We start from the raw sequence: 21,446 nt of genomic DNA, 5'->3' as shown, positions 1-21,446 counted from the left end.
AATTGCCTAACGCGCGGGCAATCCGAGGAGTGCCGTTTCCGGCGGTCGCGCACCGCCCGCACCCGCCCTAAAATGCCCGGCCGGACCCCCGGCACTGGTGACGGACCATAGGATCGGGGGGTGACATCCGCCAAATCCCCGACCGTCGAGACCCTTGTCCGGGACGCGCTCAGCCGTGTCCAGGACCCCGAGATCCACAGGCCCATCACGGAACTGGACATGGTGCGGTCCGTCGCCGTCGAGCAGGCCGACGCCGCCGCGGGCGCGCACGTCGTCGTCGGGATCGACCTCACTGTCGCCGGTTGTCCCATGAAATCGACGCTCGTCAAGGACGTCACGGCAGCCGCGAGCGCCGTCGACGGCGTGGCTTCCGTGACCGTCGACCTGGGAGTGATGACGCCGGATCAGCGTACGGCCCTGCGCACGAAACTGCGCGGCGGGACGGGCGAGCCCGTGATCCCGTTCGCCCAGCCGGGTTCGCTGACCAAGGTGTACGCGGTGGCGTCGGGCAAGGGCGGCGTCGGCAAGTCGTCGGTGACGGCGAATCTCGCGGTCGCGCTGGCCGCCGACGGGCTCAGGGTCGGCGTGATCGACGCCGACATCTACGGGTTCTCGATCCCGCGCATGCTGGGGGTGGACCGGCAGCCGACGCGGGTGGACAACATGCTCCTGCCGCCGGTCGCCCACGGGGTCAAGGTGGTCTCGATCGGGATGTTCGTGCCGGCCGGGCAGCCCGTGGTGTGGCGCGGGCCGATGCTGCACCGCGCGCTGGAGCAGTTCCTGGCCGACGTGTACTGGGGCGACCTGGACGTGCTCCTGCTCGACCTGCCGCCCGGGACCGGCGACATCGCGATCTCGGTGGCGCAGCTGCTGCCGCGCTCGGAGGTGCTGGTGGTGACGACGCCGCAGGCGGCGGCCGCCGAGGTGGCGGAGCGGGCGGGTTCGGTCGCGACGCAGACGGCGCAGGGCGTGGTCGGCGTGGTGGAGAACATGTCATGGCTCGAGCAGGCGGACGGGTCGCGGCTGCACCTGTTCGGCGAGGGCGGCGGGGCGTCGGTCTCGCGGCGGCTGACCGCCACGCTCGGTACCGAGGTGCCGCTGCTGGGGCAGGTCCCGCTGGACGTGGCGGTGCGGGAGGGCGGCGACAGCGGGACGCCGGTGGTCCTGACGGCGCCGGAGTCGCCGGGCGCCCGGGTGCTGCGGGAGGTGGCGCGCGGGCTGGCGGCACGCAGGCGCGGGCTGGCCGGGATGCAGCTGGGGGTCACGCCGGCCTGAGCCGCCGCCCCGCACTCCCGCCCCGCGCGGCCGCCCCGGGCCGGCCGCGCGGACCGATGACTCCGCCCGCCGCGCGTCGTCGTACCTCGCAGGGGATCCTCACAGGGAGGGTTCCGGCGCACCTGAGGAGACGACCATGGTCGAAGTACGTTCCCACCTGTGGTTCGGCGGCAACGACGCCCACGAGGCGGCCGAGTTCTACGCGCGGCACATCCCGGGCAGCAGCGTCGACAAGGTCATCGTGTCGCCGCAGCCCGACGGCATCGTCGGCGCGCCCGCCGGGCAGCCGTTCGTCGTGGAGTTCACGGTGGCCGGGCAGAAGTACACCGGCCTGAACGCGGGCGACAACTTCCGCCTCGACGAGGCGTTCTCCTTCCTGCTCGACGTCGACACGCAGGACGAGGTGGACCGGTACTGGGAGATCCTCACGTCCGACGGCGGCGAGCCCGGCCCGTGCGGCTGGTGCAAGGACAGGTTCGGCGTCTCGTGGCAGGTGATCCCCAGGCGGCTCTACGAGCTGTGCGGCGACTACACCACCGCGGCCAACCGCCGTGCGATGGACGCGATGCTGCAGATGGGCAAGATCGACGTCGCGGCCCTCGAGGCCGCGTACGACGGCGAGGAGACTCCCGCCCCGGCGTCGTGACCCGGCCGCCTCACCCGTCCAGCAGCCCGCGGCGGTGCGCGAGGCTGACCGCCTCCGCCCGCCCGGACGCGCCGAGCTTCGCCATGATGTTCGAGACGTGCACGCTCGCCGTCTTGGCGGAGATGTACAGCCGTTCGCCGACCTGCCGGTTCGACAGGCCGTCGGCCACGAGCGCGAGGACCTCGGCCTCCCGGTCCGTGAGTTCGGGCAGGCCGTCCCGGGCGTCACGCCCGCCACCCGACGCGGCCGGCGATCCCGGTGCCCCCTCCGGCATCGGCAGCCCGAGGCGCGCTCGCCTGCCCAGCGCGCGGACCGCCTCCGCCAGGGGCGTGGCGCCGATGGCCTCCGCCTCCGCGAGCGCCTCGGCCGCAGCCGTCGTGGCCTGCTCCTTCTCGCCGGTGCCGAGCAGCGCCTCCGCCCATCGGTACCGTGAGCGGGCCTGCTCGTACCGGTACCCGAAACCGAACGCGTCGACGGTCTCCCGCCAGACGCCGGCGGCCGCGGCCCAGTCGCCGTGGACGACGGCGCGCAGCCTGGCGTGCTCGGCGGCGGCCCGCAGGAGCCAGGCCCGGCCCTCCGGGCCCAGGACCCCGCCGCGCGGCCGGCCGCGGCGCGCGGTCTCCTGCGCCCGGGCAAGGAGCGCGTCCGCCCGTTCCAGCCGTCCGGCCATCCGCTGGTCGCGCGTGCCGCCCGGCTGGTCCGCCCCAGATCCCCTGGCCGCCTGACCCGCGCGGCCGGACGACCGATCGGCCTCGGCGGCGTCCGCCAGGGCCGCCAGGGCAAGGGCCGAGATCCAGATGCCGCCCAGGAAGTGCTCGTCCCAGACCTTGCCGAGATGGTCGATCACGCGCTGCGCGTTGCCGAGCGCGTCGTCGTACCGCCCGGCCCAGGTGCAGGCGTCGGTGAGGCACCCGCCCGCCAGGAGGGCGATCTGCCCGTCCTCCCGCCAGTGCTCGTTGAGGGCCTCGCCGCGGGAGATCGCGTCCTCGTCGCCGCGGGCGACCGCCGCGTACAGCCGGGTCGCCTCGAGGACCCGCCGCCAGGCGGGCGGCACGCTCCCGACCGGGCGGTGGGTGAGGTCGCCGCGGAAGTAGAGCATGACCTCCTGGAGGATCAGCGTGACCACGCCGTAGGTGCTCCAGGTGAGGCCGAGCTCGTCGGCGCGGGCGAGCGTGCGGGCGGCCCGGCATTCCGCGTCGTCGAGGTGGCCGGCGTAGAAGCGGTTCGCGGTCGCGCTGTAGAGGCAGCGCACCTCGGTCAGGACGTCACCGGCTCGTACGGCCGCCTCGGTGGCCTCGGTGAGGTGCCGTGCCGCCGCGTCGGCGTCCGCGACGTCGAGCACGGCGAGGGTGGTGAGGGCCTCGGCCAGCGCGCCGTGCTCGCCCAGCGCGCGTGCCCCGGCGACGGCGCGCCGGGCCTCGGCGCGCGCCTCGTCGTCCCGGTCGAGGGCCATGGCGAGCCGCGCCAGCAGGGCATAGCTCCACACCCGGTCCGGGCTCGGGTCGGGGAGGATCTCCAGCGCCGACCGGAGGGCCCCCACGCTGCTCTCGATGTGGCCGCCGTCCTCGGGCAGATCGAGGTACCGGCGCGCGAGCACGTGCTGCATCGCCGCCTGCCGCGCGGGATCACCGGCGAGCCGGCCGACGGCGTCCTCGGTGTGCCGGACGGCGCGTTCCGGGTCCCCCGCCTTGGCCGCGGCCTCACCGGCGGCGACGGCCGCGTCGGTGAGGTCCGTGCCGAGGATCGCGCCGGCGTCGGGCACGCTGTCCCAGAGCTCCAGGACCTGCTCCCGATGCCCCAGCTCCTCCGCGGGTGCCAGGAGGTTGCGCGCGGCGACGGCGGCCTCGTGCGCGGCCCGGAGGGCCGCCTGCAGGTCGTTCCCCTCGACGGCGTGGTGCGCACGTTCGGCCGGCCCGCCCAGCGGCCGGCCGTCCGCGCCCTGCTGCGTGAGCGCCGCGAGATAGGCGCGGTGCATCCCGATACGCTCCCCGGGCAGCAGATCGGCGTACAGGACCTCGGCCAGCAGCGCGTGCCGGAACTCGAGGTGGTCCCCGGCCACCACGAGCACCTGCTGGGTGACGGCCTCCCGCAGCGCGGCGTCGACGTCGTGACCCACCTGCTGCCGCGCCGCGGCGCGCAGCACCTCCTCCCGCACCCGCCGGCCCGCGACGGACGCGAGGCGCACGGCCTGCTGGACGTCGGGATCGAGCCGTTCGAGCCGGGTGCGCAGCACCTCCGTCAGGGTCCAGGGCAGCGAACCCGCGCCGGGACCGGCCTCCAGCAGTTCCTCGGCGAAGAACGCGTTGCCCTCCGAGCGGTCCCGCACGTCGCAGAACTCGGCGGCGGTCAGGGCCCTGCCCGCCAGCGCCGTCGTGAAGTCGCGCAGCTCGTGCTCGTCGAACGGCCCCAGATCGATCCGGTCCGCGTGCTCCAGCCGGGACAGCTCCGCCAGCACGGGGCGCAGGGGGTGCCGGCGATCGACGTCGTCGGCCCGGTAGGTGGCCACGACCAGGAGGTTCTCCGAACGGGCACGCACGGCGAGGAAGCGCAGGACGTCGCGGGTCGAGGCGTCCGCCCAGTGGATGTCCTCCACCACGAGGACCAGCGGGTGCCCGGGCTCCCCCGCCGCGCCCAGGCTGCGCGCGATGCCCTCGAAGAGCTGCAGGCGCTCGTCGTGCTCCGCCCCGGCGGTCCCGCCGGGCTCGAGCAGGCGCCACAGCGCGGGGCGTTCGGCCGCGAGCCCGGCGACCTCGGCGGCGGCCTCCGGCCCGGCGACCCCGGCCTGGAGCTGCGCGAGGGCCTCGGTGAACGGCAGGTACGGGATCCCGACCTGCCCGAGATCGACGCAGTGCACGACGACGACGCGGGCGCCCGAGGCACCCGCCTCCCGCGCGACATGGCCCACCAGCCGCGTCTTGCCCACCCCGGCATCACCTCCGACGAGCACCAGCCCGGGCCGCCCCGCCGACGCGCGCCCGACCGCTCCCAGAAGCGAGGCGGCCGGCGCCTGCCGGGAGATCAACGGGATCGTCGTGGAACGTCGCACGGGAAACATCGTGCCACCGGACACCGACATCGCGGGGTGGTCGTCCACAGGCTCCGCCCGGCCCCCCGCGTCGGATGCGGCCCGCGTCGTACAGTTGTGCGCATGCCCGAGCTGATCATCGCCACCGCCAACGTCAACGGGATCCGCGCGGCCGTCCGCCGCGGGATGGAGGACTGGATCGCCGCGCGCACGCCGGACGTGCTCCTGCTGCAGGAGGTCCGTGCGCCCGACGCCGTCGTGGAGAAGCACCTCGACGGCTGGCACGTGGCGCACGAGCCGAGCGCGATCAAGGGCAGGGCCGGCGTCCTGGTCGCCTCACGGCTGCCGATCGCCGCCGTGCGCCGCGGGCTGCCGATCCCGGACGGCACCGAGCCGGACGTCGACACCGGCCGCTGGATCGAGGCGGACCTGACGCTGCCCGGCGGCGCGGGCACGCTCACCGTCGTGTCCACCTACCAGCACTCCGGCTCCACGAACCCCGGCCAGGAGGCGACGATGGAGGCGAAGTACGCCTACCTCGACCGCGTCACGCCGCGGCTCGCCGAGCTCGCCGCCGCGCCCGTTCCCGCCGTCGTCGCCGGGGACGTCAACATCGCGCACACCAACGCGGACATCAAGAACTGGAGGGGCAACCTGAAGAGCGCGGGGTTCCTCCCGCGCGAACGCGAGTACCTCGACCGCTGGGCCGGGCTCGGGTGGACCGACCTGGGCCGGGCCCACGGCGGCGACGGCCCGGGGCCGTACACCTGGTGGTCGTGGCGCGGCAAGGCGTTCGACAACGACTCCGGCTGGCGGATCGACTACCAGCTCGCGAACGCGGCGCTGGCGCCGGCGTGCCGCAAGGTCGAGGTCGAGCGGGCCGACAGCTACGAGGCCCGGTGGAGCGACCACGCCGCCGTGGTCGCCACCTACGAGCTCTGAGCCCCGGCGCGCGGCGGGGGGCCGCCGGTGCCGCCGGCCTCAGCCCTGCGACGCGTTCTGCACGGCGCCGTTGAACGCCGGGAGCGAGGCCCGCTGCCACTCGGTGGCGGGCACGCCGGGCTCCTTGTCGGTGATCATGACCGCGCGCTCCTCCTCGAGGGTCGCGGTGACATCGGCCCCGTCCGGGCCGATACCCCGGAACACGGCCGTGCCGTCCTCGTTCGCGGTGCCGGCCAGCTCGGCGGTCTCCTTGCTCACGGCGCCGCCCTCGACCCGGACGACCTGCAGCTCGCCCGCGATCGACCCGTCGGACGAGACGGCGCCCGAGATCAGGCCGAACGTCGTCCCGCCACCGCGCTTGGCCTGGGCCATGTAGGAGAAGTCGTCGCCGGGCGCGAACCCGTTGGACACGACCCGCGCTCCCATGTCGCAACCGGCCAGGGCGACGGCGAGCGCCGCCCCCAGGGCCGCGTGGACGACCCGCAGACCGATCCGTCTCGTCGGCACAATCCGCCGTGGCACCTCGTAGATCCCCTCGTGTAGAGTACCCGGCGCCCCGCGACACCGCGTGCGCCACAAAATAGCGGACCGCCCGGCCAGGGCGGTAACCCGTGGGGAGCCTAACCGTTTCCGGCGCCCGCGGACGGCGGGGCCAGCAGGAAGGCCGGAGGCGTGAGACCGGCGGCGGCGAACGCGCCGTCGACGGCGGCCACGACACGCCCGACATCGCCCTTCGGCACCAGCGCGATCGCGGAACCGCCGAACCCGCCCCCGGTCATCCGGGCACCGACGGCGCCCGCCCGCACGGCCGTGTCGACCACCAGGTCGAGCTCGCGGCAGGAGACCTCGTAGTCGTCACGGAGCGAGGCGTGCGACGCCGTCATCAGCGGGCCGACCTCGGCGACCCGGCCGCCCGCGACGTGCTCCGCGAACGCGGCCGTCCGCTCGGTCTCGGTCACGACGTGCCGCACGCGGCGCGCCAGCACGCCGTCGTCGTCCGACGGCGCAAGCTTGGCCAGCGCGTCGTCGAGCTCCGCGGGCACGATCTCGCGCAGGTTGTCCACGCCGAGGATCTCCGCGGCCCGCTCGCAGGACGCGCGGCGCGCGCCGTACTGCCCGTCGACGAGCGCGTGCGGGGCACGGGTGTCCACGACGAGCAGTTCCAGGCCCCCCGACGCCGGCTCGAACGGCACCGGCTGCCCGGATTCCACGGCGGACAGGCCGGGGCGGAAGTCCAGGAGGAGCGCGGTGCCCTCGCCGCAGCGCATCGCCGCGGACTGGTCGAGGCCGCCGGTGGGCGCGCCCGCGATCTCGTTCTCGGCGCGGCGGCAGGCTTCGACGAGCTGGGTGCGGCCCTCGTCGTCGGCTGCCAGGCCGAGGCCTGACACGTCGTCGATCGCGACGGCGAACGCGCACTCCAGCGACGCCGACGAGCTGAGGCCCGCACCGAACGGCACGCACGAGTCGACGACGGCGTCGAACCCGCGCACCTCGTGCCCCGCCCGGGCGAGCGCCCAGGCGACGCCCGCGACGTAGGCGCCCCAGCCCCGGACGGTCCCGGGCGCGACGTCCGCCAGCTTCGCCTCCCACGGCTCGTCGGGGGTCTGCGCGGACACGAGGCGGACGACGTCGTCCTGGCGGGCCCGGAGCGCGACGTAGGTACGGTGCGGCAGCGCCGTGGGCAGGCAGAGCCCGGCGTTGTAGTCCGTGTGCTCGCCGATCAGGTTGACGCGGCCGGGCGCGAACCAGACGCCGTCGGGCCCGGCGCCCTCGAAGGAACGGGCGAACAGGGTGCGGACGCGCTCGGCGCCGTCGGCAGGCGCCCAGGAATCGAGCCATTGCGGCGAGGAAGGCATGGCTTCAATCCTGGCACGACGACGCGGCGGGGCGGCGACACGTTTCACATGCTGCGCGGCCGCCACTGCTAGGCTTTGCCCGTCGCGACTGGCGCTGTCGCGCCGGGCCTCCCAGCATGCCCGGCGGGACGAGGTGGAGCAACCACCGGGGAGCGACGTACTGTGCCGACGACGGGTCGTTCGCCTGGGCCCGGGGTCACCTCGTAGGAGGTGTGCCCCGCCCGACTCCCGGTCGCGGTGTGGCGGGCCCGATACGAGAACCGTTGTCAGTTTCGATTCGGCCAGCCCATGAGGAGACGCACATGAGCGCTCAGACTCCCGAACTTCCCGCCGACGTGATGAACGCGCCGCTGGCGCAGGTGGACCCCGAGATCGCCGCCGTGCTCGACGGCGAGCTGGCCCGCCAGCGCGACACGCTCGAGATGATCGCGTCGGAGAACTTCGTCCCCACCGCCGTGCTCGAGGCCCAGGGCTCGGTCCTGACCAACAAGTACGCCGAGGGCTACCCCGGCAAGCGCTACTACGGCGGCTGCGAGCAGGTCGACATCGCCGAGAACCTCGCGAAGGACCGCGCCAGGACGCTGTTCGGCGCCGAGCACGTGAACGTCCAGCCGCACTCCGGCGCGCAGGCGAACGCGGCCGTGCTGCACGCGCTGATCAGGCCGGGCGACAAGATCCTCGGCCTGGAGCTGGCCCACGGCGGCCACCTCACGCACGGCATGAAGATCAACTTCTCCGGCCGGCTGTACGACGTCGGCGCGTACGGCGTGGACCCCACGACCTACCGGATCGACATGGACGCGGTGCGCAAGGCCGCGCTCGAGCACCGGCCCGACGTCATCATCGCGGGCTGGTCGGCGTACCCGCGTCAGCTCGACTTCGCGGCGTTCCGCGAGATCGCGGACGAGGTCGGCGCGAAGCTGTGGACCGACATGGCGCACTTCGCCGGCCTCGTGGCCGCCGGGCTGCACCCGTCGCCGGTGCCGCACTCGGACGTGACGTCGTCGACCGTGCACAAGACGATCGGCGGGCCGCGCTCCGGCTTCATCCTGGCGCGCGAGGAGTACGCGAAGAAGATCGACTCCGCCGTGTTCCCGGGCCAGCAGGGTGGCCCGCTCATGCACGTCATCGCGGCGAAGGCGGTGGCGTTCAAGGTGGCGGCGTCCGACGGCTTCAAGGAGCGCCAGCAGCGCACGCTCGACGGCGCGCGGATCATCGCGGACCGCCTGAACCAGGCGGACGTGGCCGGCGCCGGCGTCTCCGTGCTCACCGGCGGCACCGACGTGCACCTCACGCTGGTGGACCTGCGTGACTCCCCGCTCGACGGCCAGCAGGCCGAGGACCTCCTGCACGACGCGGGCATCACGGTGAACCGCAACGCCGTCCCGTTCGACCCGCGCCCGCCGCGCGTCACGTCCGGCCTGCGCATCGGCACGCCCGCGCTGGCCACGCGCGGGTTCGGCGACACGGAGTTCACGGAGGTCGCGGACATCATCGCCACGGCGCTGAAGGCCGGCGCCTCGGCCGACGTGGACGCCCTCTCCGCCCGCGTCGCCAAGCTCACCGCGGAATTCCCCCTCTACCCCAACCTCTGATCCGACGACGCCGGTCCGGTGCCGCCCCGCGAAACGACCTCGCCCGGGGCACCGGACCGGCGCTCATTTCCTGGAGCACTGATGAACGCACGGATTCTTGACGGGAAGGCCACCGCCGCGGCCATCAAGGCGGAGCTCGGCGAGCGGGTGGCGGTGCTGCGCGAGCGTGGCGTGACGCCCGGGCTCGGGACGCTGCTCGTGGGCGAGGACCCCGGGTCGCAGTGGTACGTGAACGGCAAGCACAAGGACTGCGCGGAGGTGGGGATCGCCTCGATCCGCGAGGACCTGCCCGCCGACGCGACGCAGGAGGACATCGAGGCCGCCGTCCGCCGCCTCAACGAGGACCCGGCCTGCACCGGCTACATCGTCCAGTTGCCGCTGCCGAAGGGCATCGACACCAACCGGATCCTGGAGATGATCGATCCGGGCAAGGACGCCGACGGCCTGCACCCCACCAATCTGGGGCGCCTGGTGCTGCGGGTCAACGAGGAGATCACCTCGCCGCTGCCGTGCACGCCGCGCGGCATCATCGACCTGATGCTGCGGCACGACGTCGACCTGGCGGGCAAGGAGGTCGTCGTGCTGGGCCGCGGGGTGACCGTGGGCCGGCCGATCGGGCTGCTGCTCACGCGGCGCTCGGTGAACGCGACGGTCACGCTGACGCACACCGGCACGAAGGACCTGGAGAGCCTGGTGCGCCGGGCGGACGTCGTCGTCGCGGCGGCCGGGGTCAAGGACATCGTGTCGGGCGACATGGTCAAGGACGGCGTCGTGCTGATCGACGTCGGCGTCTCGCGTGAGACGGACCCCGAAACGGGCAGGTCGAAGGTGGTGGGCGACATCTCGGCGGCCGCCCGCGAGAAGGCGTCGTGGTACTCGCCGAACCCGGGCGGCGTCGGGCCGATGACCCGCGCGATGCTGCTGGCCAACGTGGTCGAGATGGCGGAGCGCTCGGCGGGCGCGTGATCCGCCCGCGCCGGGTTCCGGCGTGCTGCGACGGCCCGGGGGCACGGTGGTCCCGGGCGATCGCCGAACGGCTGGCGACGGCGGGCCCGGCGGCCGGTCGGGGCGGCAGCGGGCCCAACGGCGGCCGGTGCGGCAGCGATCGGCACGACGGCGGCCAGCGCGGCGGCGGCCGGTGCGGCGGCCGCCGGTGCGGCGGAGCTCAGCTCGGCGGGCGCAGCGCGAAGCGGGCCGCGCCCCAGACCGCGTAGAGCAGCGGGGACGCCGCGAAGCCGAGGGCGATCGCCGGGCGCGCCGCCGTCAGCGAGACGAGCAGCACGAGGACGACGACGATCGCGGCACCGGCATACCAGCGGCGAGCGCCCAGGAACAGGGCGGCGGCGAGGATCTGCCGCAGCGACGCGTCGGCGCGTTGCGGGAGCGCCGCGAGAGCGAGAACGGCCGTGACGACCGTGCCCGCCAGGAGCACGGCCAGGACGGGGATCGCGACCGCGCCGGCGGTCCGGCCCCAGAAGTAGGCGATGTCCACGGTCAGCACCGCGGTCACGGCGGTACCGAGCGCCCCGAGGAGCAGCCCCCGCCGCAGGTGCCGGCGCCAGGCGCGCGCGAAGGCGCGTACCGGCCGCACCGACCCCTCGGCGCTGAACTCGCCGAACAGGGCGAACACCGCGGCGAGGGCCGGCCCGCACAGCGGCGCCGCCACGACGAGCGCCGGCCAGGTCGCCGTGAGGTCGGTCGCCAGGACCAGGAAGAGCGCCGGGAGGCACGAGACCACGAGCAGCAGATTGGCCGCCAGGCCCGTGTAGACCGTGCCGAACACCAGCTCGTACGTCTCGGGCCGCAGGCGCATGGCCTGGCGGAGGCCGCTGCCCGCCCCGCCGGCGGTCGCGGAAGCCCCGGCCGCCGTCGTCCCCGGAAGGTTCGTCACGGCGCTCACCCCTTGACGCCCGTCGTGGCGATGCCCTGGACGAAGTAGCGCTGGCCGAGCAGGAAGATGATCGCGATCGGGAGCACCGACAGCACGGAACCCGTCATGATCAGCGCGTGCTCGGTGTTGTACTCGCCGATGAACGACTGCAGGCCGAGCTGGATCGTCCACAGCTCCCGGTCCCGCAGGTAGATGAGCGGGCCCAGGTAGTCGTTCCAGGTCTGAACGAACGTGATGATGGTCAGCGAGGCGAGCGCCGGGACGGACAGCGGCATGATGATCCGCCACCAGATGCCGTACTCCGACAGCCCGTCGATGCGGGCCGCCTCCGAGAGCGAGTCGGGGATCGACTCGTAGTACTGCTTCATGAGGAAGACGCCGAAGGCGCCGAAGGCCTGCAGGAGCATGATGGCCCAGAGCGTGTTGCTCAGCCCCCAGCTCGTGAGCATCTGGAACTGCGGGATCATGTACGACTGCCAGGGCACGGCGATCGTCCCGATGTAGAGCAGGAACAGGGCGTCCCGGCCGGGGAAGCGCATCTTGGCGAAGCCGTAGGCCGCGAAGCTCCCGGTGACCACCTGGAGCAACGTCACCACGACCGAGAGCAGCATCGTGTTGCGCACCCAGGTGACCATGTCGGCCTTGACCCAGATGTCGATGTAGTTGCGCCACTGCACCGGGTCCGGGATCCACTCGACCGGGACGGTGAACACCTGGTTGTTCGTCTTCAGCGACGCCACGACCATCCAGGCGAACGGCAGCATGATGCCGGCGGCCGCCACGGTCATCACCACGTAGAGCAGGACCCGCCCGGCCACGCGCACGGTCCTCGAACGAGCCGCCATCACGCGTCCCTCCGCTTGTTGTACAGGAACTGCACGATCGTCACGCTGATGCAGATGAAGAACAGCACGACGGCGACCGCCGAGGCGTAGCCGAACTGGAACTGCTCGAAGCCCTTGCGGTAGATGTACTGGCTCAGCACGAGCGTCGCCTGGCCCGGGCCGCCGTCGGTCATCACGAGGATCAGGTCGAAGACCTTGAAGCTCTGGATCGTCACCATCACGGTCACGAAGAACATCGTCGGCCGCAGGCAGGGCAGCGTGACGTTCCAGAACCGCTGCCACACGCCCGCGCCGTCGATGCGCGCGGCCTCGTGGAGCTCGGCCGGCACCGTCTGCAGGCCGGCGAGGAACAGGAGCATGTAGTAGCCCATGTCCTTCCACGTGCCCACGATGATCACCGCGGGCATCGCCCAGTCCTTCGAGACGGTCCAGCCGGGCGGCGTCGCGACCCCGAGCGCCTGGAGCAGCTGGTTGACCGGCCCGAACTCAGGGCTGAACAGCATGTTCCAGACCACGGCGACCGCGACGATCGACGTGATGTACGGGAAGAACGCGACCGTGCGGAAGAACGCGGCGCCCCGCAGCCTCTGGTTGAGCAGCAGCGCGAGCCCCAGCGACGTCACGATCGTCAGCGGGATGTGCAGCGCGGCGTAGTAGACCGTGTTGCCGAGCGCGGTGTGGAAGCTCTTGTCCCCCGCGAGCTCGACGAAGTTCTCCAGGCCCACCCATTTCGCGGCGCCGAACGCGTTCCAGCTCGTCAGCGAGAGGTAGAACAGCGTGACCACCGGAACGAGGGTGAGCACGGCGAAGCCGATGAAGTTCGGCAGGATGAACGTCCAGCCGATCAGCGCGTTGCGCAGCTGGAGGCGGCCCCGCGGGCCCCGTCGCGCGGGCGGCCGGCCCGCGCGACGGGGCCCACCCGAGGGCGCCGGGATCTCGACGACGGAAGCCGTCATGGTTTTTCCTCGTTTCCTCGGGGCGCCGGTCAGCCGACCTCGTCGGCGGCGCGCTGCTCGGCCTCGTCGATCGCCTGGTCCACCGGCGTGGACTCCGACATCACCGCGGAGTGCAGTTCGCCGAGGATCGTCTGGAGCGCCGCGGTGTTCGGTCCCACCGGGTTCTCGGGCAGCGTCTCGTGCGTCGTGTAGGCGAACCGCGACAGGTCGTCCTGGGGCACGCCGTCGAGCCCGAAGATCGTGTCCGCGACGGTGTCGTCGATCAGGGCGGGCGTGATGCCGATCCCGGCGAGGTCGGCCGCGCCCTCCGGGCCCGCGGCGTAGGCCAGGAACTCCTTGGCGGCCTCGATCTTCTCCTCGTCGATCGCCGCGTTGACGCCCATCGTCGTCGGGTCGCCGAAGGTCACCGGGGTGTTGTCCGTGCCGGTCGTGGACTCGTCGAGCTGCGGGGCGGGGGCGATCCCCCACTCGAACTCGTCGGCGGCGCCCGACGCCTGCTCCGAGACGAGCGTGGCGATGTACCACGAACCCATCGGCAGCATCGCCGCCTTCTGCGTGCCGAACTGCGCCTGGTAGGTGAGCTCGTTCGTGGTCACCGTCGAGTAGGTGGGCTCGGCGCCGCCGGCCTGCGTGGCGAGCTCGCGCTCGTAGAACGGTGCCAGGTAGCCGAAGTCGCCGCCGTCGAGCGACGCGCCCTGGGTCTGGGCGAGCGCGAAGCCCTGCACCGTGGACTGCCAGCCGTGCAGGTAGGTCCCCGTGACGTCCTTCCCGCCGATCTCCTCGGTCAGCGTTTCCGCGGCCTCGGCGTAGTCGTCCCAGGTCCAGGAACCGTCGGGCGTGTCCACGCCCGCCTTCTCGAAGAGCTCCTTGTTGTAGTACAGGAGCCAGGAGTCCTGGCGGTAGGGCACCGCGTAGGTCGCGCCGTCGACCTCCATGGCGGCCAGGCCGCCCGTGGCCGGGTCGAGCTCGGCCGCCACGTCCGAGATGTCGAGCAGCGCACCGCCCGCCTGGAACGTGACGTAGTTCTTCAGGTTCTTGACGATGAACACGTCGGGCCCGGACCCGGCCGACAGGTCCGCGGTCAGGGCCGTGTCGTAGTCGTCGCCGGCCGGGTACTCCTTGAGCTCCACCTTCACGTCGGGGTTCGCCTCGGAGAACCCGTCCGCGAGCGTCTGGAACTCCGGGGTGGAGGCGAAGTCCCAGCCCGCGAGGGTGATCGTGAGGGGCCCGTCGGCGGCCTCGGGCGACGAGGAGCCGCCGCAGCCCGCCAGGACGAGCGACGCCGCTGCAGCGGCGCCGGTGATGACCAGGGTGTTGCGCTTCATTGCCATACTCTCCTTCGAGTGTCTTCCGACATGCGATCCGCCGGCCGGCGAACCGCAAGGACTGCTGTTCACGCCGCGCCGGACGCTCCGCCCGGCGCGGGGAGGACGACCGCGGTCCGCACGCCGTCGTGCCAGTGCACGGCGACGTCAGGACCGGATCCGGGGAAGTCGACCGATGGTTCCGCGGCGATGGCGGCACCGCCGACCCGGCCGAGGCCGATCGCGACCGCGAGCCAGGTCCCGGCCGCAGCCTCGTCCAGCATCCCGTGCGCGAACGGCACCGCCGCCTCCGCCCCCAGGGGCGTCGCACCGGTGGCCGTGCGGACGCCGGGCAGCAGCGGGCCGCTCAGCGGCACGACGCGTGACCGCAGCCCGTTCGCCGTGGCGTCGCCCGTCCCGCTCCGGACGGCGCGGTGGCCGCTCACCGCCCACCCGCTGATCTCCACCGCGCGAGCCGGCGGCACGCCGTCGTCACGCCGGTGCAGGGCGTCGACGCGCACGAGGCGGACCTCCCACGGACCGCGCACGACGGAGACCGTGGTCACGGTTCCGGCGGGGGTCACCGCACCGGACACCCCGGATCCGTGGTCCGGGCCGGCCGGCCCGGCCTCGAGCCAGCGGGCATCCGCGACGGAGGCCAGGACCGCCGCGTCGCCGTGCCGGTGCGACCCGCCGGGTGCGGACGTCGTTGCCGCGTCACCGGCCGGCCGCGGCGACGTCCCGGACGCCGGCCCGGGGCCCGCGGCGGAGACGATGCCGGCCCGCAGGGTCCGGAAGCCGGTGCGATGCGTGGCGCGTCCTGCCTCGTCCAGCAGCACCACCGACTGATCCGCCGGGCGCTCCCACGCGCCGGCGTCGAGCAACGGTGCGGTCGCCGTCGAGTAGCCGAGGCGGGCGTACAGCGGCGAGTCGCCCGAGAGGTCGCCGGGGCGCGCGTGGTCCGTGCCGTGGTTGATCACGCGCACGACGCCGTCGCCGGCGGTCGCCGAGACCGCCCAGCCCGGTGCGGGAAGCACGCCGACGTGGTCCTCGTGGTCGACCGGCAGCGGCTCCGCCTCCGCGGTCCACGCCGGGTGATCCGCCGGGAGCGCCAGCCCCAGCAGACCTTTCGCCGCCCAGTAGGGGGAACCGGTGCCGCTGTAACTCTGGGCGATCGGACGCCACTCGTGGTGCCAGCCCAGGGTGAGCAGGCCATCGGGACCCGGCACCCCGTGGTCGAGGAAGTGCCCGACGATGCGGGTCGCCGCCTGGCGGAGCCGGCCCGGCGAGGTGCCCGGGACCTCCGCCAGGGCACCCGCCCAGAAGGGGCCCGCGGCCGCGAAGCGGTAGGTCAGCGACCGGCCCTGGATCAGCGGGCCGCCGTCGGCCCCGATCAGCCGGACGGCGTCGCGGAGGTACCGGTCGAGGTGCGCAATGTCGCGCCGCCGCCGCGAGATCGGCTCCGGCCCGGGGCCGGGCACGAGCCCGTCCGCCTCGGACGCGCCGGACATCCGCGCCCACAGCACCGGGTAGAGATGCAGCGCCCAGCCCGCGTAGTGGTCGTAGGCGCGCTCCTCCCCGTCGCTGTACCAGCCCTCGGCCCGCAGGAACGAGTCGTGGGCCGCGAGGTCCGCCTCGAGGTCGGCCGCCGACCACGGCCCGCCCACCGACCGGAGGAACGTCTCCACGACGACCCGGAACCACACCCAGTTGATCCGCGGATAGGTGTCGTCCCCCACCACCACGCTCAGGTAGTCGACGACCTGCTCCTGCGCCCTCGGGTCGAGCCGGTCCCAGATCCACGGCCGCGTCATGTCCAGGATCAGCGCGATCGACGCCGCCTCGACCTTGGCCTGGGCGGACTCGACGGGCGTCACCCAGCGCTCGTGGTGCGAGGGGTCCGTCCCGGCCGCGAGCCCGCGCGCGTACCGCTCCGCCAGGTTGCCGGGATCCGAGCCCCGCTCCCCCGCCAGCCGGAACCCGGCGGCGAGGAACGTCCGCGCGAACCCCTCGAGCCCGTCGACCGCCGTGCCGTAGCCGCCGGGCGCGCCCGGCAGGGTGATCAGGCTGCCCGACGGCGAGGCGAACCGCCACGCGGCGTCCAGCAGCGTGTCGGCGTACCCGCCCAGCTCCTCGCGGGTCATGCCCTCGCGGCCGTGGCTGCGGGTGTTCCCGGCCGTTGCCGTACGTGCCGCGCTCATGCGCTCGTCCCCATGCTCTCGCGGGTCACCGGCGCGATCGGGTCCTCGCCGCTCGCGTAGCGCTCCAGTTCGTCCAGCGCGGCGGCCGTCATCCGGCGGGTCTCGCTCCCGAGCGACCCGGCGATGTGCGGGGTGATCATGACGTTCGGCAGGTCGTAGAGCACGGAGTCCGCGTTCAGGGGTTCGGGCTCGGTCACGTCCAGGATCGCGTGGAGGCGCCCGGTCTCGCACTCGGCCTCGAGCGCGGCGGTGTCGACGATCATGCCGCGCGCCGTGTTGATCAGGGTCGCGCCGTCCGGCATGAGGGCCAGCTCGCGCGCGCCGATCATGTGGCGCGTGCTCGGCAGCGCGGGTGCGTGCAGGGACGTGATGCTGCTCGCCGCCAGCAGCTCGTCGAGGCCGGTGAGACGAGCGCCCGCCGCCTTGACCTCGTCGCGGTCGGCGAACGGGTCGAAGACCAGCACCTCGCGCGTCTCCAGCCCGGCGAGCCGCTCCACGACCCGCCGGCCGATGCGCGAGAAGCCGACGATCCCGATCGTCCGGTCCCGGTTGGACAACTCGCCGAACTCGCCGGACGACCAGCCGGCGCGGGCCGCACGGGCACGCGCCGCGAGGAACGGCGCCCTCTTGCCGGCCATGATGACGGCGGCGAACGTGAACTCCGCGACCGGGACCGCGTTCGCGTCCACCGCGTTCGTCACCAGCAGCTCCCGGGCCCACGCGGCCTCGGTCATGATCGACCGCACCGTCCCCGCGCAATGGATCACCGCGCGCAGGCGTGGCGCGGCCGCCAGCACCTCGGGCGTCAGCGCGTGCGCGCCCCACGAGGTCAGGAGCACCTCGACGGCGGGCAGCCGCTCGCGGGCCGCGGGCTCGTCCAGGCTCTCGACCTGCACCGGCTCGCCCAGGGTCGCCAGCTCGCCCAGGCGCGCCCGCTCCACGGGGCCGAACTGGGTGCGGTACGTCTCGCCGGACATGACCAGCAGCACCTCGGGTCGCTTCACCTGGACGCCTCCATCGTTTCTCCATTGATCGCTTGACGCTCAGTTTCGATCAACCATGATCGCCATCACACATTCAAGCGCATGCACGACCGGATGCGCAAGTGCCGATGTGCGCAGTAGGATGCACGAAGCGATCAGTTCCGATCATCACCCGGCCGGAGGAACTCCGCCGGAGCGATCCGACCGAAGGAGACGAGGAGATGACTGCCGAACCCGCGGCACTCCTGCCCGCCGAGCGGCGCGCGCGCCTGGTGCACCGCTTGCGCGAGGACGGCTGGGCGCGCGTCTCCGATCTCTCCGACGCGCTGGGCGTCACGCCCGTGACCGTGCGCCGCGACATCGCCCAGCTCGCGGAGGAGGGCGTCCTGGAACGCGTCCGCGGCGGGGCGCGCCTCGTCCCGGACGCCCAGTACGCCACGCCGCCCGGCCCCGGATCGCCCGCGGCCGTCATCACCCCGGGCGCGGGCCACGACCCGGCGGCGCGCCGTCCCGACGGCGCCGACGGGTCCCGAGGAGCCGGCCGGCGGGCCGCCGGGGAGCCGGGCGCGCGCACCCTGACGGTCGGCATGGTGGTCCCGAGCCTCGACTACTACTACCCCGAGGTGATCCGGGGCGTGCGGACCGGCGCACCGGGCCCGGGCACCCGGATCATCCTGCGCAACGGGACCTACGCCGCGGACGAGGTCCGCCGGCAGGTGACGGCCCTCGTGCCGTCCTGCGACGGCCTGCTCGTCACCCCGCCGGTCGACGCCCCGGAACTCGCCGAGTGGCTCGCCTCGCTGGACGTCCCGGTGGTGCTCGTCGAGCGCACCGGCCACGCGGGGTCGCTGCGCGAGCCCGTCGAGTCGGTGGTGACCGATCACGCGCTGGGCGCGGCCATGGCCGCACGGCACCTCGCGGCCGCGGGCCACACCCGGATCGGGCTGGTCAGCTCCCGTACCAGCCCCACCACCCGGGGTGTCCGCAGCGGCTGGCGGGAGACGATCTCCGAGCTCGGCCTCACCGCCGACGTCCCGGACCTCGACACGGTCCCGCACCGCGACCCGCGCTGGCACGAGGATGCCGCAAGGGTGCTCGACTCCTGCCGCGAGTCGGGGACGACGGCACTCCTGGTGCACTCCGATCCCGAGGCCATCAGTCTCGTCGAACACGCCCGGGACCGTGGCCTGCGAGTCCCGGACGACCTCGCCGTCGTCGCCTACGACGACGAGCTGGCCGGTCTCGCCGATCCCCCGATCACGGGCGTCCGCCCCGCGAAGGCGGCCCTCGGGGCGACCGCCCTCGACCTCCTGGTCCAGCGCGTCGCGGACCCGGATCGCCCCGTGCACCGCGTCCAGCTCAGCCCGCACCTGATCGTGCGCGGCTCCAGCCGCACGCCCGCGCAGTGAACGCACCGCGCGGGACACCGGGCAGGCACAGGCCCGGAAGTCTCCGCGACCCGATCAGATGCGATCGCCCCGCCACAGTCGCCCCGCCACAGTCGCCCCGCCACAGTCGCCCCGCCGCGGGTCGCCCCGCCCCAGGTCGGCCCGCCGCGGGTCGCCCCGCCCCAGGTCGGCCCGCCGCGGGTCGCCCCGCCCCAGGTCACCCGAGCAGCGCGACCGGCACGGAGCCCACGGCCCCGTGCCGGTCACCGGAGGTGCCGGCGCCCGGCGCCTAGCTCCGGGTCCACTGCTGGTTGTGCTGACCGTTGCAGGTGTACGTGATGATCGACGCGCCCGCGGCCGTCGAGCCCCCGTTGACGTCCAGGCACTCGTTCGTGCCGCGCGCCCGGATCGTCAGGTACCCGGCGGAGGACGTGCTCGACCACTGCTGATCGGTCCCGCCGTCGCACGGCTCCTGCGTGATGGTCGACGCGTTCTCCTGGAGGCACATCCCGGAGTGCTGCGTCACGACGGTGACGTACCCGCTGCCTGAGTCGCGGAACCAGAACTTCTGGTTCCCCTGCCCGTTGCAGCCGTACGTCTTGAGCTGCTCACCGGCCCGGGCGTTGTTGTTCGACACGTCCGCGCACGTGCTCGCGTGCCGCGGCCGCAGCGTCAGGAACGGCCCGCCCCGCCCCGTGACGGTCCCTGCCGCCGTGTCGATGCCCAGCTCCGGGAAGTAGTCGATCCGCATGGTCGTGCTGCCGGGGAACTCGACCGGGAGCCAGACGTACCGGGAGTCGTTCACGATCCCGCCGAACGAGTTGCCCCATCGGTCGCCCAGGTACAGGTAGTCGGTCCCCTGCGTGCCCTGGACCGGCAGCACGAAGGCGGTCTGCGACCCGTACATCGTCGAGTCGCCCACGTTCTTCATCGCGGTCCACGGCCCGGCGACGCTCGGCGCCGTCGCGTACTGCTGCTGGTTGGGCGACCAGCCCGTGGCGCCGGAGGTCAGCATGAAGTACGTGGACCCTCGCTTGAACAGGGCGGGCGCCTCACGGTGACCCCCGTGCCACGGATCGGCGACGAGCTGCGCGATCCCCGTGTAGTCAGCCGTGAGCCGATAGATGTGCAGGTCGTAGTTCTCCCGCGCCGCGGAGTACATGTACCCGGTGCCGTCGCCGTCGACGAAGACGCCGATGTCGCGGGACATGTGGCCGAGCGGCCGGAAGCTGCCCCGGTAGTCGTAGCTGCCGCACGGCTGGTTGGTCGTCGAGACGGCGACGGCGGCCCGCGCCTGGCTGTAGTCCGTGGCGAGCTCCTTGTGCGCCCAGATCACGTACCGGTCCGTGGCCTTGTTGTACATGATCTTGGGCCGCTCGATGTTCGACGACTGCAGCTCGGGGTCGCTCGACTGCGTCAGCACGTTGCCGACGAACTCCCAGCGCGCGAGGTCGGCCGAGCGGTAGCAGCTCACGTACCGGAACCCGTTGCCGTCCGGCTGCCGGTTCTCCCCGACCCAGTAGTAGTAGCTCCCCGCCTTCACCACACCGCCGCCGTGCGCGTGCACGGGGCTCCCGTCGACGGCGGTGAACTGGGTCGCGTTGGGCACCGTCACCTCGGACGCCGAGGCGGAGGGCGCGAGCACCAGACTCGACCCGATCGCACAGACCAGCGCCGCGAACACAGCACCGAGACGTCTCATCCGAACCACACTCCTCCATCGCAGCGGGCAAGATTGCCGAGCTCTCGATCGAACTCTCGGCGAGACTATGGCAACGTTAACATCGGGTCAATCCCCCGATTCGATTCACATTGGTACGGATCCGCACCGGTTTCCCAAGCAATCAAGCACCGGATCGTCTAGCGTCTTGGCCTGTGCGATCGACATTGGTTCCGGCGAACGGTCAGGACGCGCCTCCTGCACGTTGCTACCGTGTCACCATGACCGAGCTCCCTGACTGGATGCGCCCTCCGCGCCCGGAGGGCTGGCTCGCCGAGGACCTGGACCACCTGCCGAACGCTCCACGACACACCGAGCTGATCGACGGGAGCCTGATCCTCAGCATGTCCCCGCAACGCTTCTGGCACATGGAAGTCGTCGACTCCCTGCGCGCGGCCCTGCGGCCGCAGGCACCGGCGGGCCATCACGCGTACCGCGAGATGACGATCCTCCTCGACGAGAAGAACCGTCCGGAGCCAGACGTCACCGTGTCGACGACGCCGTACGACGGCTCCAGGACATCCATCCCGGCGGGCGACGTCGAACTCGTGATCGAGGTCGTCTCCCCGGAATCGGAGCAGCGCGACAAGAAGATGAAGCCCGCGAAGTACGCCGAGGCGGGCATCCGCAACATGTGGATCGTCGAGCAGGAGGCCAGCGGCGACGTCGCCGTCTCCGTCTACGAGCTCGACGACGTCACGACGACGTACACCCGCGTCCAGGTCGCGCGCGACAAGCTGACCACCCCGGTCCCGTTCCCGATCGAGATCGACCTCACCGCGCTGACGCCCTGAACGATCCCCGCCGTCTCCCGGAGCC

General features: G+C 73.1%; 17 protein-coding genes and 1 riboswitch. Of the genes, 7 read left to right on the top strand and 10 right to left on the bottom strand.

Annotated features, from left to right (window positions below; translation table 11 throughout):
• Positions 1–120 precede the first annotated feature (120 nt).
• On the top strand, positions 121–1,275 hold the full coding sequence (locus ABD208_RS02635) for an Mrp/NBP35 family ATP-binding protein (RefSeq protein WP_344099206.1): 1,155 nt from the start codon (positions 121–123) through the stop codon (positions 1,273–1,275).
• Between the two features lie 136 nt (positions 1,276–1,411).
• The gene (locus tag ABD208_RS02630; RefSeq protein ID WP_344099204.1) at positions 1,412–1,921 is read left to right on the top strand and encodes a VOC family protein; all 510 of its coding nucleotides are present in this window, start codon (positions 1,412–1,414) and stop codon (positions 1,919–1,921) included.
• Positions 1,922–1,931: 10 nt separating this feature from the next.
• Here ABD208_RS02630 and ABD208_RS02625 read toward each other — a convergent pair whose 3' ends face one another.
• Positions 1,932–4,976, bottom strand: coding sequence for a helix-turn-helix transcriptional regulator (locus ABD208_RS02625; protein ID WP_425561068.1), 3,045 nt, complete (start codon positions 4,974–4,976; stop codon positions 1,932–1,934).
• 93 nt (positions 4,977–5,069) lie between these two features.
• On the opposite strand from ABD208_RS02625, the gene ABD208_RS02620 reads away from it, so the two are divergent.
• The gene (locus ABD208_RS02620; protein ID WP_344099200.1) at positions 5,070–5,888 is read left to right on the top strand and encodes an exodeoxyribonuclease III; all 819 of its coding nucleotides are present in this window, start codon (positions 5,070–5,072) and stop codon (positions 5,886–5,888) included.
• Positions 5,889–5,927: 39 nt separating this feature from the next.
• Here ABD208_RS02620 and ABD208_RS02615 read toward each other — a convergent pair whose 3' ends face one another.
• Positions 5,928–6,395 carry a hypothetical protein gene (locus ABD208_RS02615; RefSeq protein WP_344099199.1) on the bottom strand — a complete coding sequence of 156 codons (468 nt, stop codon included), beginning with the start codon at positions 6,393–6,395 and terminating at the stop codon, positions 5,928–5,930.
• 113 nt (positions 6,396–6,508) lie between these two features.
• On the bottom strand, positions 6,509–7,744 hold the full coding sequence (gene galK, locus ABD208_RS02610; RefSeq protein WP_344099197.1) for a galactokinase: 1,236 nt from the start codon (positions 7,742–7,744) through the stop codon (positions 6,509–6,511).
• Between the two features lie 74 nt (positions 7,745–7,818).
• Positions 7,819–7,941, top strand: a riboswitch (ZMP/ZTP riboswitch).
• Between the two features lie 105 nt (positions 7,942–8,046).
• Between galK and glyA the strand changes: the two genes are divergently transcribed.
• Complete coding sequence (gene glyA / locus ABD208_RS02605) at positions 8,047–9,339, top strand: serine hydroxymethyltransferase (RefSeq protein ID WP_344099195.1); 1,293 nt, start codon at positions 8,047–8,049, stop codon at positions 9,337–9,339.
• Positions 9,340–9,420: 81 nt separating this feature from the next.
• Positions 9,421–10,305, top strand: coding sequence for a bifunctional methylenetetrahydrofolate dehydrogenase/methenyltetrahydrofolate cyclohydrolase (locus tag ABD208_RS02600; protein ID WP_344099193.1), 885 nt, complete (start codon positions 9,421–9,423; stop codon positions 10,303–10,305).
• Between the two features lie 199 nt (positions 10,306–10,504).
• On the opposite strand, the gene ABD208_RS02595 is transcribed toward ABD208_RS02600, so the two are convergent.
• From ABD208_RS02595 to ABD208_RS02570, 6 genes are all read right to left on the bottom strand, one after another.
• Entirely contained in the window at positions 10,505–11,230 is a 726-nt protein-coding gene (locus tag ABD208_RS02595; protein WP_344099191.1) for a ferredoxin-NADPH reductase, read from the bottom strand.
• Between the two features lie 5 nt (positions 11,231–11,235).
• The gene (locus ABD208_RS02590) at positions 11,236–12,075 is read right to left on the bottom strand and encodes a carbohydrate ABC transporter permease (RefSeq protein WP_344099189.1); all 840 of its coding nucleotides are present in this window, start codon (positions 12,073–12,075) and stop codon (positions 11,236–11,238) included.
• Positions 12,075–13,031 carry a carbohydrate ABC transporter permease gene (locus ABD208_RS02585; protein WP_344099187.1) on the bottom strand — a complete coding sequence of 319 codons (957 nt, stop codon included), beginning with the start codon at positions 13,029–13,031 and terminating at the stop codon, positions 12,075–12,077. Before ABD208_RS02585 ends, ABD208_RS02590 begins: the two co-directional genes overlap by 1 nt.
• A gap of 29 nt (positions 13,032–13,060) precedes the next feature.
• The gene (locus ABD208_RS02580) at positions 13,061–14,356 is read right to left on the bottom strand and encodes an ABC transporter substrate-binding protein (protein WP_344099185.1); all 1,296 of its coding nucleotides are present in this window, start codon (positions 14,354–14,356) and stop codon (positions 13,061–13,063) included.
• Between the two features lie 68 nt (positions 14,357–14,424).
• On the bottom strand, positions 14,425–16,536 hold the full coding sequence (locus tag ABD208_RS02575; RefSeq protein ID WP_344099183.1) for a DUF2264 domain-containing protein: 2,112 nt from the start codon (positions 16,534–16,536) through the stop codon (positions 14,425–14,427).
• Positions 16,533–17,540, bottom strand: coding sequence for a hydroxyacid dehydrogenase (locus ABD208_RS02570; protein WP_344099181.1), 1,008 nt, complete (start codon positions 17,538–17,540; stop codon positions 16,533–16,535). The genes ABD208_RS02575 and ABD208_RS02570 overlap by 4 nt, the downstream gene beginning before the upstream one ends.
• Before the next feature lie 200 nt (positions 17,541–17,740).
• Here ABD208_RS02570 and ABD208_RS02565 point away from each other — a divergent pair, with 200 nt between their 5' ends.
• Positions 17,741–18,928: a substrate-binding domain-containing protein gene (locus ABD208_RS02565; RefSeq protein ID WP_344099179.1), complete on the top strand. Its 1,188-nt coding sequence runs from the start codon at positions 17,741–17,743 to the stop codon at positions 18,926–18,928.
• Between the two features lie 268 nt (positions 18,929–19,196).
• Here the strand turns inward: ABD208_RS02565 and ABD208_RS02560 are convergent, their stop codons facing one another.
• Complete coding sequence (locus ABD208_RS02560; protein WP_344099177.1) at positions 19,197–20,609, bottom strand: RICIN domain-containing protein; 1,413 nt, start codon at positions 20,607–20,609, stop codon at positions 19,197–19,199.
• A 239-nt stretch (positions 20,610–20,848) separates the two neighbouring features.
• Here ABD208_RS02560 and ABD208_RS02555 point away from each other — a divergent pair, with 239 nt between their 5' ends.
• Positions 20,849–21,421 (top strand): Uma2 family endonuclease, encoded by a 573-nt coding sequence (locus ABD208_RS02555; protein WP_344099175.1) that lies wholly within the window; start codon positions 20,849–20,851, stop codon positions 21,419–21,421.
• The last annotated feature ends 25 nt before the right edge of the window (positions 21,422–21,446 follow it).

This window comes from Myceligenerans crystallogenes (assembly GCF_039529775.1).
Lineage (GTDB): Bacteria > Actinomycetota > Actinomycetes > Actinomycetales > Cellulomonadaceae > Myceligenerans > Myceligenerans crystallogenes.
Note: the sequence above shows the minus strand (reverse complement) of the source record. Positions and strands in the feature narration are given on the sequence as shown.

Coding starts and splice junctions, on each gene's coding strand:
- ABD208_RS02560 (WP_344099177.1), bottom strand. CDS start 20,609: ATGAGACGTCTCGGTGCTGTGTTCGCGGCGCTGGTCTGTGCGATCGGG.
- ABD208_RS02630 (WP_344099204.1), top strand. CDS start 1,412: ATGGTCGAAGTACGTTCCCACCTGTGGTTCGGCGGCAACGACGCCCAC.
- ABD208_RS02585 (WP_344099187.1), bottom strand. CDS start 13,031: ATGACGGCTTCCGTCGTCGAGATCCCGGCGCCCTCGGGTGGGCCCCGT.
- ABD208_RS02555 (WP_344099175.1), top strand. CDS start 20,849: ATGACCGAGCTCCCTGACTGGATGCGCCCTCCGCGCCCGGAGGGCTGG.
- galK (WP_344099197.1), bottom strand. CDS start 7,744: ATGCCTTCCTCGCCGCAATGGCTCGATTCCTGGGCGCCTGCCGACGGC.
- ABD208_RS02590 (WP_344099189.1), bottom strand. CDS start 12,075: ATGGCGGCTCGTTCGAGGACCGTGCGCGTGGCCGGGCGGGTCCTGCTC.
- ABD208_RS02620 (WP_344099200.1), top strand. CDS start 5,070: ATGCCCGAGCTGATCATCGCCACCGCCAACGTCAACGGGATCCGCGCG.
- ABD208_RS02600 (WP_344099193.1), top strand. CDS start 9,421: ATGAACGCACGGATTCTTGACGGGAAGGCCACCGCCGCGGCCATCAAG.
- glyA (WP_344099195.1), top strand. CDS start 8,047: ATGAGCGCTCAGACTCCCGAACTTCCCGCCGACGTGATGAACGCGCCG.
- ABD208_RS02575 (WP_344099183.1), bottom strand. CDS start 16,536: ATGAGCGCGGCACGTACGGCAACGGCCGGGAACACCCGCAGCCACGGC.
- ABD208_RS02580 (WP_344099185.1), bottom strand. CDS start 14,356: ATGAAGCGCAACACCCTGGTCATCACCGGCGCCGCTGCAGCGGCGTCG.
- ABD208_RS02625 (WP_425561068.1), bottom strand. CDS start 4,976: ATGTTTCCCGTGCGACGTTCCACGACGATCCCGTTGATCTCCCGGCAG.
- ABD208_RS02565 (WP_344099179.1), top strand. CDS start 17,741: ATGACTGCCGAACCCGCGGCACTCCTGCCCGCCGAGCGGCGCGCGCGC.